We start from the raw sequence: 17,941 nt of genomic DNA, 5'->3' as shown, positions 1-17,941 counted from the left end.
AGAACTTGTCCCAAAACATCGGGCGTAGGAACTCCTACGAGAATGTTCCAACGATAAAATTCGTTAAAAAATCCATAAATCACCGATCTGCGGGAATTCTCACGCTCTATTACGAGTTTATGAAATGATTGTGCTGATTTCTTTTCAAGTTTTGGGACAAGTTCTTAACAAAACTGCTTCAATCGATCGCTTTCATGAAATAGAAACAGATGGAGAATTAATTTTTCAACAACTCATTCCTATTCGGAAGATTTTATCTCTGCAAGGCCAATTCAATAATCCCTTCGATAAATAATAATGTCACGAAAGGCCGGTCTCAAAATCTAAAGCCGTAGGAATTCTTAGAACTTTAAACGACAGGAAAAGCAGTCGAATGACTTGACGACCTTTTCGCATTTCCCAGTAATACAAACATGATCCGAAAAATTATTGTCTTACTTTTAATTGTTTTGAATTTAAATTGCCTAACTTTCGCTTATATGAAATCGGCAAATAATAACGGCTCAGATAAAGCGTATTTTCCATACTCAGGGACCTTTGCCAACGTTGGGATTGTTTTACTTTGGCCATTTTTAATCTTTACGCCCGTACCTGGTAAGTTTCCAGAGCAAGGAAATTTGGGTATTTTTGAATATTGGCTTGTTCGTGTACTCGATTTACCACTTTGTCTGATTGCGGATACGGTTCTGTTACCGGGAACACTTCCATATTACATATATGTAAAGTCCGGGAGACCTTGGTCCAGTGGTTGGTATCATGACAAATTCGAAGGAAGTGTAAAATCTTTCCGAGATCAAAATCCGTCTTACAGTGCTTTGAAATCGATTCTTGCCAGCAACGATTTAGCAGCTCTTCAAAAATTTTTAAAATTATACGATGTTGTCGCCCTTGAAAAAAAGATCAATTTCCTGCAACAAAAAGATTTACTCCCTTATGAACATTCATGGACATACGATTTCTATTCTCATAAAATCGGAATCATAGACTACACTGCCGCTCTTTTTTCTACACAAACGACTTATCGAAAGATCGTTCCTAAGACTTTTAATCCACGAGATCGACTTGAAGTTGTATATACTCTTTATGAGGAATTTCGAAAAGATCCTATATTAGAAAAAAGATACTATGACACGGTTTGGAAAGCTTGCTTTTCTTCGGGAGTAATGATTGAAAATCCTAACGTATTGAAAAAAGTGATTTTGGAATTTTCGGAAAAAAAAAGAAATCTCTGATTTGTTCGAATCCATTGCTCAAGAATATTCAGAAAAAAAATACAAACACTTCCAAGATCCCTTTGATGATCCCTATTACTTTCTCAATAAAACGGAAACTCAAAAATTTTCGGAATTTTGGTACAGTCGAGTCGAACTTTTGACGGAAATCAATGACCTCCTTCGAAAAAATCTGGAACTGCAAAAAGAATGGAAACGCACGGCGTGGCTCTCCGCCATTTCTTCCGGAGTTATCGCCTATCGTCCTCCCTTACTGGAAAGAGCGTTTCGAGAGTTTCCAACGGAAACCGCAAAGTCGGCCCTAAATTTATTCGTGGCCGCACACAAAAGTAAAAATCGCCGATCCGTAGATATCATTACTCAAAATCTTAAGGATGCTAAAATATTTCCTTTAGATCGATTGCACGAGACAAACATAAAGAATATATTAAAATATCCTAATTTATTGGAAAAACTACTTCAGATCGGTTGGGATCCAAATCAAATTTTGGAACGTCCAGAACTGAAATTCAGTAAAGGAATAAGAGACCCGGAATTTTTCAAAGTCAAAGAGGAAACCTCTCTCCTCATCCTTTCAATACAAAACGATCTCATTCCGATGGAAACGATTCGGATTTTATTGAAATATGGCGCTAAACTTGATTTAGGAGTAAAACAATACGATCATTATAAACAAGAATACCGTTTGGTTCATCCGAAGGATGGAGATGGCATCGAAAAAAAACTAGAAAGAGCCAACAATTTCGATGATACACAAAAGGCTCTCAAACAGAAAACCCTAACAGAAGCACCTTTAAAAGAATTTCATACAAAATATCCTATTTATTCCGTTCTTAAATCTTATGCGGAAAACCAAAATGTTCAAGGCTTTCAAAAAATATTAGCCGGGATTGATCCTGTTCCCATGGAAAAAGAAATGTATAAACTCCAAAAAGAATATTTTGTGCCTATGGAAATTCCTAGAGTGAACAGGGACGGCTATGAAAAAACGAGTCTTTTAAGAATTATATCTTCTCTCGCAAAAGTACATTTGGAATACGAAGAGTGGCCACAGTGTCAGACGTCGGGAAAATACGCGGAAGCGGTCGAAATCCAAAAGACATATTACAGTGCAATCCGAAACGACGAAGATTTGAAACGATTCTTTTTAGAAAACTTAGAAAGAAGGGGGAGCTTTTGGGAAAAGCCGATTTTTTCCGAACAGATGCCGAAACTTTTATCGGGAGATGGAGTGGATTGGTCTCGATTCGAATTAGAGAATTTAGTACAACATTCAGACGCACTGGATTCTTTGATGAAACAGGATTCTAAAATGGAAACCGGTCTGAAACAGAAAATAATGGCCGTTTCTCTAGTTTGTGGAAAACCAAAGTCATCGGAAGTCGCTTTGAAATACTTTTCGGAAAAGGATTATCAAAATTTTTCGAGCGAGTACGTAAACTTTCTGCTTTACGATTCTAGAATTTTAGAATTATTTTTAAAGAAAGGAATGAATCCGAATTCTCTCGGTAAAAAAGAACACACTGTTCCTTCCGGCTGCCCATTGCTCCTGACAGCTCTGGCATCGCGCAATTCTTGGGATGGAAGGGAAAGATTGGTTCAATTGCTTCTGAAGTATGGAGCAAATCCAAATTTTCCCACGGAAATAATCTCCCGGAAAACTCAAAAAACCGTTTCAATCTATCCTCTAAATTTTATCTCAGGTTCCGATCGTATCACTAACAGGCTTCTCCAAATTCTAAAAACTTCCGGAGCCGATAAAAATCTACTTACACCCGATTCGAAAGAAATAGAAATTGAGACGTATGTATGTCAACAGCGATGATTTAAAATGAAATCATATCTACTTAACGCAAAGTTGATGATTCGTTTTTTTAAAGTCGATTTTTCCGGAAAAAAATCAGCGGGACTCTCACAGACAATGTTTCTCTATATTTATTTTGCGACTTTAAGGTGTTTTTTGTGAGCAGTTTTGTATGAATTCCCACATTCGAACAGCAATGGTTTTAATAACGACAACTTTGATTTCCTGGAAGCTTCCGCATTTCTTAATTTTTAGACAGACACTAGTTTTTTTACACCGAGCCCATATCGTTGTAAAAAGGAGCCTTTATATTCATGAACCCATGGAACATTCCAAAATTTGCATGGACCCTATTTTTGTTCGGATTCGGTTGTGCAACCAACTACAACAATTTTGATAAACGAATCTACATAGTTGAAGGATTAAAAAAACAGAATATTCAAGAGGAAAAAATTCCAGAAAAACGAAAACATACTAACGTTCTCAATTCATCAATTGTAACGATCAAAGAGGGAGTTGGAATTTTAGAACTAGTTATAGATAAAACTCGATTTACAGAGGTGGAATCTAAATTTGGAAATCAGTATGCCAGGAACCACTTCAATTTTGAAGACGTAGAAATACACTATGAATCTCTGGGACTTTCCTTTATTTTCGACGATTACAGAGAAAACATACGCCAAATAGGAATACAACCTCCCTTTTTGGCAATTACCTCCAAAGGAATCGTATTAGGAAAAAGTACATTACAAGAAGTGATAGATGTCTATGGAAAAGCGGCGGATATATCGGGAGAATATGCGAAATGGGGCGTTGAGAAAGAACTTTATTTATGCATAAGATACGGATTCAAACATTCTTTTCGTGGGATCAAATTTTGTGTGGAAAAGAATCCCTCTATTCCGGAATACGATCCAGCTAACAAAACGTTCTATCTAAAACAAAAGATTCAAAAAATCTATCTTTTTTAAGAATCAAAATAACGGCAGAAGCTCTAACTCGAAATACAAATTTTCCATCAGAAAAAATCGTGTAGAAAATCTTCTTTTCATGTTCGTTTGTACGCCCGATAAGACAACAAAGTAATCCGCTTCCTCTTAACCTTGAATATTTTAAACTGAAGCGATAAAAGAAGACACGCTTCATTCAAATCTGATTGACAGCACGAATCGCAGACGAAAGCGCACCTTCCACTGTTCCATTCAAATCCGCAGTATGTTCCCCCGCAAAGAATATTCGATCCACCGGTTTCAACAAAGAGATGATCGATCCATAACTTCCGGGCGGAAAAGTCGCGATACCGGTCGGAACATATTTGGATTGGGAAGTTTCGCTACTTTGAATCCGAAGGACCTGTAAATCTTTATTTTGTCCCAAACATTCCAGCGCAAGACGTATGTATTCGACTTTCATCGCATCGGTTGAAGAAGCTAAAACGTCGTATCGATCTCCGATAGAAATCATTCCGAGAACCTTATCTTCCGAGTTCGTTTTCGTTCCGGCGTCGTAGATAAAACCTGCGGCGGAATCCGAATACGCCGAAAAATTTCCTTTTGTCCAAGGAGCCTCCCGAAGCATTAAAAAAGTCTTATAAATTCTGGAATATCGAATTCGTAACGCGGATAGTTTCTTTTCCTTATCCAATTCAGGCTCCCACTGAATTGACGTTAGTTGATTTGCAGGCAAAGTCGAAATGCAAGCGCTCCCTTCTATCCGTTTTCCGGACGCCGTAGTCACGGTCACTTTACCTTCTCCCTGAGAAACGGAAACAACAGGATCCATAAAAGTTACTTCCGTATTTTCCAAAGACAACACAAGCGCCTTCGTTAAAGATTCCATTCCACCTTCCACTCTGGTATCGTATTTCGGAAAGTTAGCCAGATCGGATAAAACCTTTTGCGCCGATAAAGAACGAAGTGAATCTCCATAATATAAGGAATATTTAAAATTCAGAAGTTTTAAATCCTCGGAAGTCATCCCTTGATAAGTTAGAAAATTATAAAAGCTGATCCGATCCAATTCCTGTTGTTGCGAAGAATTGATCTTTGCATTCATCTGAACGAGTTTATTTAAAATTTCTTGGGACTTAAGCGATATATCCCAGGTTCCGAATTTACGATACGATCCGAAAAACAAATCGGACTGAACCTCAAAATCGGTCGTTTTTAGACCCAACTCCCGAATTAAACTCTTAGCCGTTTTGTGTTCGGCCTGAATCCATTCAGCACCTAAATCCAAAAAATTTCCGCTTACATCGGCAACCGTTCTGATTCTCCCCCCCAATCGATCCGTCGCCTCAATGAGTTGGACTTTGATTCCCGTTTTACCCAAGAGATAAGAAGTGTACAAACCGGCAATTCCACCCCCTAATACGATTACTGTTTTCCGAGGAGACATGCCTTGAGCGCGTAATTTTATCCCTGAAAAGCCGGAAATACCCGCCGCGGTCAAAAGTTTGATAAACTCAGATCTACTTAGTTTCATTGGATTGTCCGATTTAAATTTGGAAAGGTTGTGTTCCATTTTTTATTTTCGGTTAAAAATTGGTTTTGTAGAAAAGATTTTGAAAGTACTTTCTTGAAATCCCTTTTCACTCAAACTCTCAGAAAAATCCTTGCTTGGAAAAAGCTTCTATTTTTACTTATCCATAAGCTTTCAGGGAGGAAGTTGGGTGAAATTCCCACGCTGACCCGCAACTGTGAATTCGATTTCAAATTGAAATCGAAAAGCCAGATCTTCCCCGCAAACAAAGTCCTCGAGGTAGGGACAGTTTGGAACTCGCCTTTGCATATTTTATGCGCCGCGATGGGGCCCCGAAAGACGAACGTCGGAAGGGGTCCGAGCGGAAATATCCATTAAAAAATCCATTTTCGCTTAGAACCGATTCTAAATCGAATTCTTAATATTCCAAATTTAGAATCCGTATCCCTCTTCTACAAAAAAATTTAGAGGTAACAACATGAAATTTAGAGCAAGCTGGAAACTTTTAACAACGATCATCCTTATTTCAGGAATGATGAACTGTTCGGAATCGAAGAACGATAAGAATACGGATGACATATTGCTTCTTCTCGGAATTTCGATTCAAAATTATTGGGAAATAGAAGGAACCTGGAACTACTTCAACGGAACGAAAGACTACCCCGGCGGCGCTTTTACCGATAACGGAACCGTATTGCAAGGTCAGTATACCATTTCCCGAACCAAAATAACTCGAGAAGTAAAGGACTCCGGTTTCGGAGCAAGCAAACTAATCGGGGATGTTTTCGAAATAGATCGGTCCAAACAAGTAGTTTACGTCCAATTTACCCAGGATTCCTCTTTTTCAAAAGGAAAGTTTTCTTGGTATCGCTGGACTTCGAAAGATGGCTACGTCTATATCTGTCCCGATCTTTCCGGAGTAAACAATCAAAACACATTAGAACAAGCTAAAGCGGATAACTTGGATTCTTTTTCGAATACAAACAACATCAATTCCGGATGCGGCTTGAACAGCGGATTTGATCCCGCTCCTTGGAGTCGTTTAGAAATTAAAACGAACTAAAACTTTAAGAAAAATGCGAGCGATTCAAATCGCTCGCATAAATTAAATATAAGTCCATCTTTTAAATTATGAAAAAAAACATCTTTATTTACAGTTTTCTAATTCTGCTTTTTTCTTTTTATTCATGTAAGGAAAACTCATCCGAAGACCTTAATTCGCTCGTGAGCTTGTTGGTTTTGGCGCAGACACAACAAACCCACGATTCAAGACCTTGCAAAGACAGGTTTGCAATCGATCGAGCAGGCATATACAACGCAACGGAAATCGTAAGCGATCCCGCAAATACCGGCACCGGATTTCAAGATTCTATCTGTGCGGTTGACGGGGTCTTAGGACTTGGAAATTTTAACGGTTCTCTCGATGTATTTACCTTGGATAACAACGGCCCAGGAGCCTCTTTGATTTTGGGTTGGAACGGTAAAAAAGTTCAGAATACGATCGGTATGGATTTTATCGTTTTTGAAAATCCGTTTCAAGTTGGAGGAAGTCCGAACTCGGTTTTTTTAGAACCGATTATCGTCGAAGTCGGGAACGATCGAAACAATTGGTGCGGGTGGAATCCAACTTATACGCAAGGCGGAGTGTTTTCCAATAATCCGACACATTGGTTACGATTTGCGGGATTGAAATATGTGGATTATAACCAAATTACAAATCCGATGAACTCCGTTTCTTTGTTCAATTTGGAGGGAGGAGGAGATGGATTCGATTTAGGAGATGTTAATTTTGGAAATTCAGGATCAGGCTGCAGCATAGCCTTAAGAAATGAACTTCAAGCTAACGGATTCTTATATATAAAGCTAACTTCCGCAAAGGCGATTCTGGCTGTACTCCCGATTCCAGGCGCCAATGAAAATCCGGATATCGACGGTGTGATCGCCAAACAATTATCCCCATAGCATTAGGAGAATTGAATGCAACAACTCGATCAAACTCTAAAAAGAATCAAATCCAAACTATCAACGAAACATACTGTTTCCATACTCGGAGTGATCCTTTCCGGAATTTCCAGGTTTTTACCTCACCCACCTAACTTCACTTTGGTGGGTGCAATGACTGTTTATTCCGGAGCGAGAATTCAAGGATGGAAGTCGTTCGCTTATCCGATGTTTATGGTACTTGTTACCGATTTTATTCTTTCCGGAATTCACGGATTCGATTGGTTCTACGAAGGCCTTCCCTTTGTATATTGCTCTCTTTTGATGAACATTTTGTTAGGAAAAATTTTTCTAACAAACAATAATAAGCTTATCTCCGTATTCGGCGTATCGTTACTTGCGAGCGTGCAATTTTTTGTCCTTTCGAATTTTTCGGTCTGGGCCTTTTCTTCTCTCTATCCTAAAACCTCGGAAGGTTTATTGACTTGTTATATTGCCGCCATTCCCTATTTCGGCGGTACTCTGCTCGGAGATTTGATTTATACCTCGATTCTTTTCGGGATTTTAGACCGAGTCGAATTAAAAGTGAAAGCGAATTTTATAAAAAACGAAACAAAGGAGGAACTTTCCGTTTGAATCCAAATGAACTAATCGTAAAATTACAAAGTAAAATCGATCTAAAAACAAAACCTCCCGGTTCTTTAGGAACTTTAGAGTCTCTCGCTCTTCAAATCGGTTTAATTCAAAACACTGATTCACCCGAGTTAAAAAGTCCTCATATCCTGGTTTTTGCCGGAGATCATGGTCTTGCCAATTCTGGAGTCAGCGCTTATCCGAAAGAAGTCACTTATCAAATGGTATTCAATTTTTTGAATGGAGGTGCGGCAATCAACGCATTCTGCAAACAGAATTCTATCCGACTCAAAGTGGTGGATGCAGGCGTGGATTTCTCGTTTTCGGATGATTCCACTTTTCTTCATCCCGATTTTATCGATGCCAAAGTAGGATTTGGAACAAAGAACATCCTAATGGAATCGGCAATGACAAAAGAAGAATGTAATCAAGCTTTGGAAAAAGGAGCTTTTATTTCCACAAAAAAGGTATCAAGTAATTGTAATGTAATCGGATTCGGAGAAATGGGAATCGGAAATACTTCTTCCGCGAGTCTTATCACCGCAAGCGTTTTGAAAAAAGATTTAAGAGAAGTTACCGGAAAAGGAACAGGACTAAACGACCAAAAATTTCAGAAAAAGATCACGATTTTGGAAGAATGTCTTCACAAACATCAATCTTCGCTACGAACTCCCTTCGAAGTCTTACAAACCTTCGGAGGATTCGAAATCGCGATGATGATCGGGGCGATGATCGATTCTGCGAAAAAAGGAAGAATTATCCTAGTCGACGGTTTTATCGCTACGTCAGCGTTTTTAATCGCTCACAAAATGGAGCCTACAATCTTAAAAAACGCAGTCTTCTGTCACAAATCGGTAGAACCCGGTCACATACATTTATTAGAAGAATGGAATGCAAAACCTCTTCTTGATTTGGGACTCCGACTTGGGGAAGGAACCGGATGTGCGATCGCGTTTCCGATTCTATTATCCGCGATCACTTTCTTAAACGATATGGCTTCCTTTGAATCCGCAAAAGTAGACCAAAAACTTTGATTCTCTCTATAATCCGAGAGGAGTGGAATCGTTTCTGCGCCTCTTGGACGTTCAGTACAAGACTTCCCATTCCTCCTTTTTACGTTTATTCCGAATCTACCGCTTCTAGGTCTACACGTTATTTTCCTTTGGTAGGTTGGATCGTTTCGGTCGGGACATCCTTTTGTACGTATTTTCTTTCCTGGATTTTACCCGTTGAAATTTCTGTGGTTTTCGGAATGATTTTGGGTATTTTGAGCACGGGCGGTCTTCACGAAGACGGATTCGCAGATGTTTGTGACGCGTTCGGCGGAGGTTGGAATAAGGAAAAAATTTTAGAGATCATGAAAGACAGCAGAATCGGGACCTTCGGAGCCTTAGGATTATTTCTTGCATTGATCCTGAAATATCTTTTACTCGTAAAACTTTTTCAAGTTTCTCCCCGGATCTTCCTATTCACATCTTGGTTTGCACACGGAGCCAGTCGGTGGCTTGCTTTGGTGCTAATGATGTTGATTCCTTATGTGGGGAATAACAACCTATCCAAGTCCAAGCCGATGGTAAAAAATTTATCCCTTTTCGATTTCGTTCTTTCCACGTTCTTCGGATGTTTTCCTGCAGTTTACTTCGCATTCCGATACCAAAATCTGATTTCGAATATCCTTTTAGGTTTCGTTTTTGCATTCTTATTCGTTCTTTATTTTCGAAACTACTTTAAGAAATGGATCGAGGGTTTTACGGGAGATTGTCTCGGATTCACACAACAAGGAACCGAACTTCTCTTTTATTTGGGAATGACGGTTTCATGGAGCTTTATTTAATTCGACACACAACTCCGGATGTTCCGCAAGGAACTTGTTACGGTCGTACGAACGTTTCTTTAGCCGCGGACTTTGAGTACGAGTTTCGTTCCATTCTTGGAAAATTAGACGTGGCTTTTGATCGACTTTATTCCAGTCCGAGTTTTCGCTGCAAACATCTGGCAGAATTCCTAAGACAAAAAAAATCAACAGAATTAGAATATTCTAATTTATTGACGGAATTGGATTTTGGAGAATGGGAAGGAAAACTCTGGTCTGAAATTCCGGAGAAAGAATCAGACTTTTGGACAAAGGATTTTGTGAATGTTCGAACTCCTGGCGGGGAAAATTATTCGGAACTCTACGAACGGGTCGAAAAATTTTTGGAAGAGGTTCTCAATTCTTTTTCAAACGAAAAAATCGGAATCATAACCCATGCAGGCGTTATTCGAGCCGTTCTTTGCAAACTTTTAGAGATCCCCTTGGAACGGGGATTTTTTTTCGATTTGAAATACGGGTCTCTAAATAAGATTTTCGTAGAAAAAAAAGGGAAACAATTCCTTTCCCGATTGATCTTTTGGAATGTTTGATCCTTTCCTATTATAGCTTTTCGGAGAAAGTCCGATAAAAACCCTAACATGCGATTTTTTTCAAAAGGCGCTTTCGATTTATTTCTTGAGACTCATTCCAACGCTCAAGGTATTTCATATATTAAATTTACGAACCGAAAAATCGGACATCGCATATACTCACAAAAAATCTTAAATCTTATCGGGCTTATCCTTTTTTTTCTATTAACGGGAACGCACATCGCTTCCGAAAACCACGAACGGTCTAAACTGTTTATCGTAGACGCCTCCGGATCGATGAACGAATATCTGGGGATTTATCAAAAAATTCATTTAGCAAAAAAACACGTTAGTCGCTATATTTCTACTCTTCCTACAGAAACGGAAATAGGATTTATAGCGTACGGCAATCGAATTCCGGGTTGTTCTTCCTCCCGTTTATACGAACCCTTACAAAGGGAAAATCACGACACGTTCAAAAATCGTCTTTTCAGCTTAACACCTTCGGGTGCAACTCCTCTCGCGGAATCGATTCGAATTGCGGGAAACTTGATTTCGCAAAGAAAAAAAGAAACCGAAATCATCCTAATCACGGACGGAGTGGAAAGTTGTTACGGCGATCCCAAAAAAGAACTCCAAGCGTTAAAACAACAAGGCATCTATTTTAAATTTCATATCCTCGGCTTAGGTTTGAAGCCTGATGAAGAACGAAAGATGAAAATTCTCGCCGAAGAAGGGGACGGAAAATATTTCGGAATCGAAGACGATTCTTCTTTTTATACGGCTCTTGATTCCCTTAAAAATCAAACCGTTCCCATCATTGAAAAAAACCGTAAGGATTCACTCCGAGAACCTAACGGCGATTTAATGGTTTGGTTTGAAAAAATCCGTAAAAATCAAGAATCCGATTCTAAAATTACCTACACGATCGACTTCGGCTTTAAAACTAGGAACAATCCTAAAAATTGCGTTGTGTTTAATCTAAAACAGAAAGGAAATTCTTCCCGTCAAAGTTTAGGCCCGAAAAGAATCCTATCTCCCGAAAATCTAATCTTCAGTGAAAGTTCCTGCTTTGATGTTTCCGAAAGTAAAGGAACAATTACAATTGAAATTCCAAAACGAACTTCTTTAATCGGAGTTTTGGAACTTTGGGACATGGTCGGAATACCTTCCCCCCTTGGAATTTCGAACGAAGAGGAATTTCATTAGACGTTACAGGTTTAGATCGAATTCGGCAGGAAAGCTGACCTTATATTTGAGTTTGATCTCTTGTTTTTGACTCGGTCTCAAATCCAGTTTCCATTCAAGAATTCCGGAATCTTTTCTCACTTCCGCATAACCTGGAGTCGTAACAGAATCGATGGAAACCTTTACGTTTTCTACTCCGGAAACCGGAATCGATTCTTGAAAGGAAATCGTTCTGGATTCTTTTCCGAAATTTTCAAGCTCTACTCGAATTAGCTTTTCAACAACCTTCGTCCCTGAAAGAATTCCCTCTTTGGTTTGATTCGATTCCTTTCTGTAAATCGCTCGCACTTCGTTTTCAGAACCGAAAGATATTTCCGCCTTTTCTCCAGGGCTGATATAACCGAAGCCGGACTTTCCCACCATGCCCGCTTGACGAAACACAGCCGTTTCTCCGGGAATAATGGGAAACCCGGAAATATTTTTAAAACTTCCTTTAATGAGCGGATAATGTTTTAAAGCGGGAACATATAAAGCCGTAAATGTGGCGTCCGTCGTGAAAGATACCAAGGACAACTTTTTGGACTCTTTCCGAGAAAAAAGAGTAATCGGCTTTGAGTAACGGAATAGAAACCCGCTTCCCGATTCTTCGCTATTTCCGGTTGTGGGATCAGTTCCGGCTTCGGGAGATTCCATTTCCGATACAATATTAGATTCTTCCGTAATACTTTGGCTTTGAAAAGTGACAAGCCCGTCCTTATCCGTTTTCTTTTTTTGATCGTATACTCTTTGACTGGAAAGACGCGGTCTCCTTCCGCTTATGTCAGGGCTGGAAGTAGATAATAAAAGATTAATATTATTCCAATCCTCCCCGCTCTCCTGATTGATCTCCGCAAGATATTCAAACTCGATTTTTTCTCTTCCGTCCATACGAACCGAGTAGAAAGGCTTCCAAGAAACTCCTCCCGTCCGGTACGTTAGATTTAGTTTTACTTCTTTTTTTTCGGCTTCGGTAAAACTCACGAGAATTTTCGTAATTCTAGAGGATTTTTCAGATAAGGAAAGAATCACACTCAATTTGTCTTGCAGTTCGGAAAGTTTTTTTCGAAGATCCTTGATGGTACGACCGACTTCCTGATCGGAACTCAACACAACCTGAATCGCTTGTCGATTTCCGGAAAGAGTCTGAAACCACTTTTTGGCATCTACCTCGTTCTTTTTGTAGAACAGATTTTTGGAAATCATCTCGGTTAGTTTCGATCTTGTATCCACAAGAATCCTTCTCAAATTTCCGAGGTTGGAATTCCTACTTTCATAATCTTCTATTTCCCTTTCCAAAACGCGAATCTTCTTCTGTAACTCCAAAACATCTTTGTTGTGAATTACAACTCCCGTCTCAATCCAAGTACTAGAACCTACTACGGAAGCTCCCGCTGTTTCCACTGATGCAACCAAGGATTCGTCTTGGAGTGCAACCGGTAAGTTTCGAATCATAAGTTCGTTGATTCCCGGCTCCAAATTGATCTTACCGCTTCTTAAAACTCCTGCGGAAGATTCATATAAAGTTACATCTTGCACTTTCAATTCCACTTCTCTTGCATTCAAAGGAAAAATTATAAGAACGGAGAAACAGAAAAACAAAGAAGACGACCACAATCTAAAATCGAAAATTTCGAATCGGAGTGTTTTGTGAAACAGAATTCTGTATTTTAAGTTACTCATCTCAGTATCCTCCAGAGCCCGGAGTCCGGATTAGTCGATTTTCGGCCGGATGGCTCACGGAATATTCAAATTCTATAATTTTCTTTCCTCCGGGAGGTAGTTCCATCTTGTAAGTCAAAATCCCTTCTTCGTTTTTAGAAGGAGGATCTTTTCCGAATTCGAATTTAATTTCCACACTGTCGTCGACTGTATACGGAACACGGTCGATGAGCGTAAGAATCGTGTTTCTTTTTTTACGGTTTTTGATTTCGATACTTATCTTGTATTTGATTTTTGTTCGGGAGGAAATGACTCCCTCTTTTTGTTCAAAAGAAGTTTCCCTTCGGTTCACAAGAATATCCCGGTCTTGACCGAGTTCCATTCGAATCGTTTCCCCCGGTTTGCTCGTATTGAGGACCGTGTTCCCCAAGAGAGTATTTCCGGAAAAAACCTCCATCGGCCCCGCAAGCAAAGGTTCTCCTTCCGAGTTCGACGCTTCCACGGTAAGATAAGCCCCCGGGCCGGCAAGAGGCGAAGCAAAATAACCTGGAGTCAATGAGAGCGATTTCTTCTTTAAAAAAACCTTATTGAAAGACCTATCGGACGGGATTGTTTCCGAAATTCCGGAAACGTATTGATAATCGAATCCTTCCAGAGAGGAAGGGGGAATCAAACCGCCCGGAATTTTTTGGGAAGAAAGAATCAAACTTCCCTTACGAATCAATTCTTCTGTATATGTTTCGATTGAATTCAACTCCTTACGGGAGAAATCCGAAAGTTTCGAGAATTTTTTAAGAGCTTCTTGTCCGTAATAGTTTGCCTGGTCGTATCGGCCGCCATTGAAATTATCCTGTTGATTGGCTAAATCCGTCTTAAGCTGATTCAGATTATCTTCCGTGCGGAGAGAATTTGCTCGATTGGAATAATTTTCCTGAATGATCTGACGGGATTGTTCCATAGGAGCCGCAGCGGACTTATCAGAAATGTTGCCGTGAATGTTAATTCCAGACTTGGAAGTTGAACGTTTGCTCTTTTTTCTTGGAGCCTCCGCTTCCTTTAGTTTTTCCGGGGCGGCCTTACCGGAAGAAGGAGAAATATCTTGAGCGGCATAACTTTCAACATCCTCTTTGTAGACTTGTTTAGAGTCTTCTATCGAAGTTTGTGTTTGAATTCTCCACTCTCTTACGATCGGAAGATCTATATCCAAATCAGGATTGGAAGCCGTAAAAAAAAGTTTCACCTTTTCCCAATCTTCTCCCGTATCGTTTCGAACAAGGGCAAACCAACTCAAATAACCGCTTCTGGATTCTTCCGTAAGTTGAAGGGAATATCTCGGAAACCAACTCGCGCCCGAAATCAAGTATTTATATTCGATCGAAGTTTCCGTATCCTCCGATGTTTCGACCTCGAGATAAATTTCTTTTTTTTGTTTCGTTTCCAATCGACCGAAATGATCCAAACTAGCGTCTACGACCAAACGTTCTTCCCGGATCTGATCTAAGGCTTCCAATTTCTTCCGACGTAGCAAAGACAACTGATTGAGATATTCTTGATATTGTTTTTGAAATCCGGATAGGAATTCCGGATCTGCAATTTCCTCTTGAGGAGCTGGATCTCTTTTGATCACCGGAGAGATTTTTACGATCGTCTTTTCTTCTTCGAGTAACTCCTGGATTTCCGAACTCAAAAATTCTATCTGATCATTGAGTATATCCTGTCTTCTTAAAAGAGAAGCGATCTCCTTTGTTCTCGCTTTTCTCTCTACTCGAATCCTACCTCGGATACCGCGAATCTTAATTTTCTTGGAAGAATCCGGAAAACGAACCGAAATCGTTCTTTCCGAAACTCGGTCCGGGATTTCTCCAAGATAAATTTCCGAACTTCCAGCTTTGATTTTAGTTCGAAGATTTCTTGTAACGTACGCAAAACTGGAATATAAAACTACGGATTGAATTCGGGAAGGATCCGTTTTCTCGATCGCGGCTGAAATTCGTTCGCCGTCTGTGTTTTGATCCCTGACTTCCGGCTCGTCTTGGCTTTTCGCAGGAGAAGCCGCCAAGGTTAAAAAAATCAGGACCAGATTTAGAAATAATTTTTTTTCAATTCGCAACGGTAGAATAGATTGTCGCATATGATTTAAATTTCCGGAAAGCCAGGCTTCTTATCCACGAAAAAGAAACATTGATTCCGAATTGGGTCAACCCTTTTCCCAAACAGTTAAGAGCCGGTCTCAAAACCTTAGGAATGTAGGAGCTATTACAATTTTAAACGACGAGAGAAAACCGCCAATGCGACGGTTTCTGTGGAAACTTTCACGTTTTTTAAAAACTTGCCGGATCGTCTAGAGATATTTTTCTTCAGGTTTTGAGACCGGCTCTAAGACGAGTTTTAACAGAATAAGGTCATCAACCCCGACACTGCGGAATAATTTGAATGGGAGTATTTGTTGACTTTTACTGTCGATGATTTGCAGTTACTACGTCGAAGATCATCCGCTTTCAGAGACGGTTTACAAATCTAAATAGTTAAGACTAAATACATAAGAAAAACATAAACTAAAATTTAGATCGGAACCCGTATCATTTTAAAGGTATATCTTAATTTTCGGAGCAGAATCCGATGATTTTGCACTTTTAGAAAAGGTATTTTCGAAATATATTTTCATGAGATCCGCAAAACGAAGATATCCGATAAACTGATTCTCCTCGACGATCGCGATTTTATCCAGATCCCGATCGATCAAGATCTTTAAAAGAGTGGCTAGGGAGTCTTCCAGCTTTCCAAACGGAGCCGAAACATCCGTAACATCTCCAACAGTAATTAAATTGCTGATGACGTCTCTGGATTCAAGAGTATGTCTTGCTTTTCGAAGAGATAAAATTCCCAGATATCGATTTTCCCGATCGAGAACCACGTAGTCGCTCGCTTGAATTTTTAACGCCTCTTCCTCAAGTTCAGAAAGCAAAAAATGATCCCGAGTTACCGCAATTGTTCGCAACCGATTTGTACAAGTTTTGACTTGAATTTCTTCCAAAAAGTCTCGGTTCATATCCCAAAAATGTGCGGGAGATTGAAATCTTGTTTCTTTCTGTGCACGATATAAACTCAATTTGTGACTTAACACAAACGTTAAAATCGAAACTACCATCAAAGGGGGAAGCAACATGTAGCTCCCGATCATTTCACAGATCATAATCATTCCCGCAATTGGAGCACTTGCAACACCCGCGTAAAAGGCCCCCATTCCCACCAAAATAAACGACGTAACGGAAAGATCGGGATAAACGAAAATCTTTGCAAAAGTTCCGACTCCTCCGCCTAACATTCCTCCGATAAAAAGAGAAGGCCCGAACATTCCCGCAGAACCTCCGGTTCCGACGGTAAACGAAGTGGTAAGAATTTTCACTCCCGCTAAAATAAAAAACAACGCGATCAACCAAAGCCCTGAACTTTGAAACATCGACGAAAAGATTCCCGATACTCCGACGGGATCCTTTCCGTCCAATGCAACTTGAAGAATTCCCGCTCCGGTTCCGATCGTCTCCGGTAAAAAAAGCCCGACGGTTCCCACAAATATTCCGCCTAACGCAGGTTTCAAAACCGGAGAAATCTTGAGATGCGCGGAAAAGTTCTGTACCTTTCTAAAAATCCGAATGAATATATCCCCGCACAGAAAACAAAGAACTCCCAGACCTAAATAAAAAATCAGATCGGTATACCTCAAAAATTCAGTGCCGGTAACTCGATACACCGTATTAAAACCGTTCAGGCCGGAATACACTAAGTAAGCAGAAACCGAAGAAATAATACAGGGAATCAAAGAATCACTTTCGATATCCTCCCGATAGATCATTTCCACCGACGTCAACGCCCCCCCCAACGGAGCATGAAAGATCGCGCCTAAACCTCCCGCCGTCCCGGCAAGTAAAAGTGTTCGTCTCGCTCTTGCTCCGGCTTTCAAAAGAGTAGCAAGTAAGGATCCGAAACCCGCTCCGATTTGTGAGATCGGACCTTCTTTTCCGCCGCTCCCTCCACTTGCTAGTGTAAAAACAGTCGCGATGGACTTGACGAGTGAAACGACGGGATTCATTCTTCCTTCCTGATTGTGAAAGGAATCGATCATCGCATCCGAACCCGTCCCCCCCGATTCGGGTGAAAAACGGTTTACGATCCAACCGGTAAGTAATCCTCCGATGATTGGAAGAAAAAACAAAACCCAAGGTCTATATTCATCCGAAAAAGGAATCCCCCAATGTAATGTGTCGTTGGAATCGATGAGAAATTCTCCGGAAGCATGTGGAAGCGAAAGACCTGCCGCACGATCTAAAAATAAGTATTCGCATACGGCAAGAATTCTTGAAAATAAAAAGGCCCCCAACCCAGAAACGATTCCGGTAAGAATACAATAAAGGTATAAGGATCTTCTGCCGCTGATTCGAAAAATGGGTTGTTTTACTTTTTCCATCTTCATAACTGCGTCGGTCATTCTCAAAGAAATTTAAAGTTTTGATCTTATTTTTAGGACCAACTCTAAAATTTCTAGAACTTCAAAATCCTACTTTGTCTCAAAACGTTATTTCAA

General features: G+C 39.9%; 12 protein-coding genes and 1 pseudogene. 9 read left to right on the top strand and 4 right to left on the bottom strand.

What is annotated here, in order from left to right:
* Positions 1-413 precede the first annotated feature (413 nt).
* Together CLV95_RS08125 and CLV95_RS08120 are read left to right on the top strand one after the other, a co-directional pair.
* Positions 414-3,057: pseudogene (locus CLV95_RS08125) on the top strand (YceK/YidQ family lipoprotein).
* 293 nt (positions 3,058-3,350) lie between these two features.
* Entirely contained in the window at positions 3,351-4,007 is a 657-nt protein-coding gene (locus CLV95_RS08120) for a hypothetical protein (protein ID WP_002735086.1), read from the top strand.
* Between the two features lie 175 nt (positions 4,008-4,182).
* On the opposite strand, the gene CLV95_RS08110 is transcribed toward CLV95_RS08120, so the two are convergent.
* Entirely contained in the window at positions 4,183-5,520 is a 1,338-nt protein-coding gene (locus tag CLV95_RS08110) for a flavin monoamine oxidase family protein (RefSeq protein ID WP_026054021.1), read from the bottom strand.
* Positions 5,521-5,995: 475 nt separating this feature from the next.
* Between CLV95_RS08110 and CLV95_RS08100 the strand changes: the two genes are divergently transcribed.
* From CLV95_RS08100 to CLV95_RS08070, 7 genes are all read left to right on the top strand, one after another.
* Entirely contained in the window at positions 5,996-6,580 is a 585-nt protein-coding gene (locus CLV95_RS08100) for an LIC13354 family exoprotein (protein WP_002735004.1), read from the top strand.
* A 68-nt stretch (positions 6,581-6,648) separates the two neighbouring features.
* A complete protein-coding gene (locus CLV95_RS08095) occupies positions 6,649-7,479 on the top strand; it encodes an LIC_13355 family lipoprotein (protein WP_002735048.1) in 831 nt (276 codons plus the stop codon).
* Between the two features lie 15 nt (positions 7,480-7,494).
* Complete coding sequence (locus CLV95_RS08090) at positions 7,495-8,094, top strand: DUF6580 family putative transport protein (protein ID WP_002734893.1); 600 nt, start codon at positions 7,495-7,497, stop codon at positions 8,092-8,094.
* Positions 8,091-9,125 carry a nicotinate-nucleotide--dimethylbenzimidazole phosphoribosyltransferase gene (gene cobT / locus CLV95_RS08085; protein ID WP_002734876.1) on the top strand — a complete coding sequence of 345 codons (1,035 nt, stop codon included), beginning with the start codon at positions 8,091-8,093 and terminating at the stop codon, positions 9,123-9,125. The genes CLV95_RS08090 and cobT overlap by 4 nt, the downstream gene beginning before the upstream one ends.
* On the top strand, positions 9,122-9,925 hold the full coding sequence (locus tag CLV95_RS08080; protein ID WP_002736439.1) for an adenosylcobinamide-GDP ribazoletransferase: 804 nt from the start codon (positions 9,122-9,124) through the stop codon (positions 9,923-9,925). Before cobT ends, CLV95_RS08080 begins: the two co-directional genes overlap by 4 nt.
* Positions 9,910-10,494 carry an alpha-ribazole phosphatase gene (gene cobC / locus CLV95_RS08075; RefSeq protein ID WP_002734902.1) on the top strand — a complete coding sequence of 195 codons (585 nt, stop codon included), beginning with the start codon at positions 9,910-9,912 and terminating at the stop codon, positions 10,492-10,494. Before CLV95_RS08080 ends, cobC begins: the two co-directional genes overlap by 16 nt.
* A 48-nt stretch (positions 10,495-10,542) precedes the next feature.
* The gene (locus tag CLV95_RS08070) at positions 10,543-11,682 is read left to right on the top strand and encodes a vWA domain-containing protein (protein ID WP_002734978.1); all 1,140 of its coding nucleotides are present in this window, start codon (positions 10,543-10,545) and stop codon (positions 11,680-11,682) included.
* Between the two features lie 3 nt (positions 11,683-11,685).
* Here CLV95_RS08070 and CLV95_RS08065 read toward each other — a convergent pair whose 3' ends face one another.
* From CLV95_RS08065 to CLV95_RS08055, 3 genes are all read right to left on the bottom strand, one after another.
* A complete protein-coding gene (locus tag CLV95_RS08065) occupies positions 11,686-13,380 on the bottom strand; it encodes a mucoidy inhibitor MuiA family protein (RefSeq protein WP_002734999.1) in 1,695 nt (564 codons plus the stop codon).
* A gap of 1 nt (position 13,381) precedes the next feature.
* Positions 13,382-15,490, bottom strand: coding sequence for a DUF4139 domain-containing protein (locus CLV95_RS08060; protein ID WP_002734890.1), 2,109 nt, complete (start codon positions 15,488-15,490; stop codon positions 13,382-13,384).
* A gap of 453 nt (positions 15,491-15,943) precedes the next feature.
* Positions 15,944-17,830, bottom strand: coding sequence for a chloride channel protein (locus CLV95_RS08055; RefSeq protein ID WP_002734951.1), 1,887 nt, complete (start codon positions 17,828-17,830; stop codon positions 15,944-15,946).
* Positions 17,831-17,941: the final 111 nt, after the last annotated feature.

The sequence above is a fragment of the Leptospira borgpetersenii serovar Javanica genome (assembly GCF_003046425.1).
Lineage (GTDB): Bacteria > Spirochaetota > Leptospiria > Leptospirales > Leptospiraceae > Leptospira > Leptospira borgpetersenii.
The sequence above is the reverse complement of the archived record's forward strand: the minus strand, read 5'-3'. Positions and strand labels throughout refer to the sequence as shown.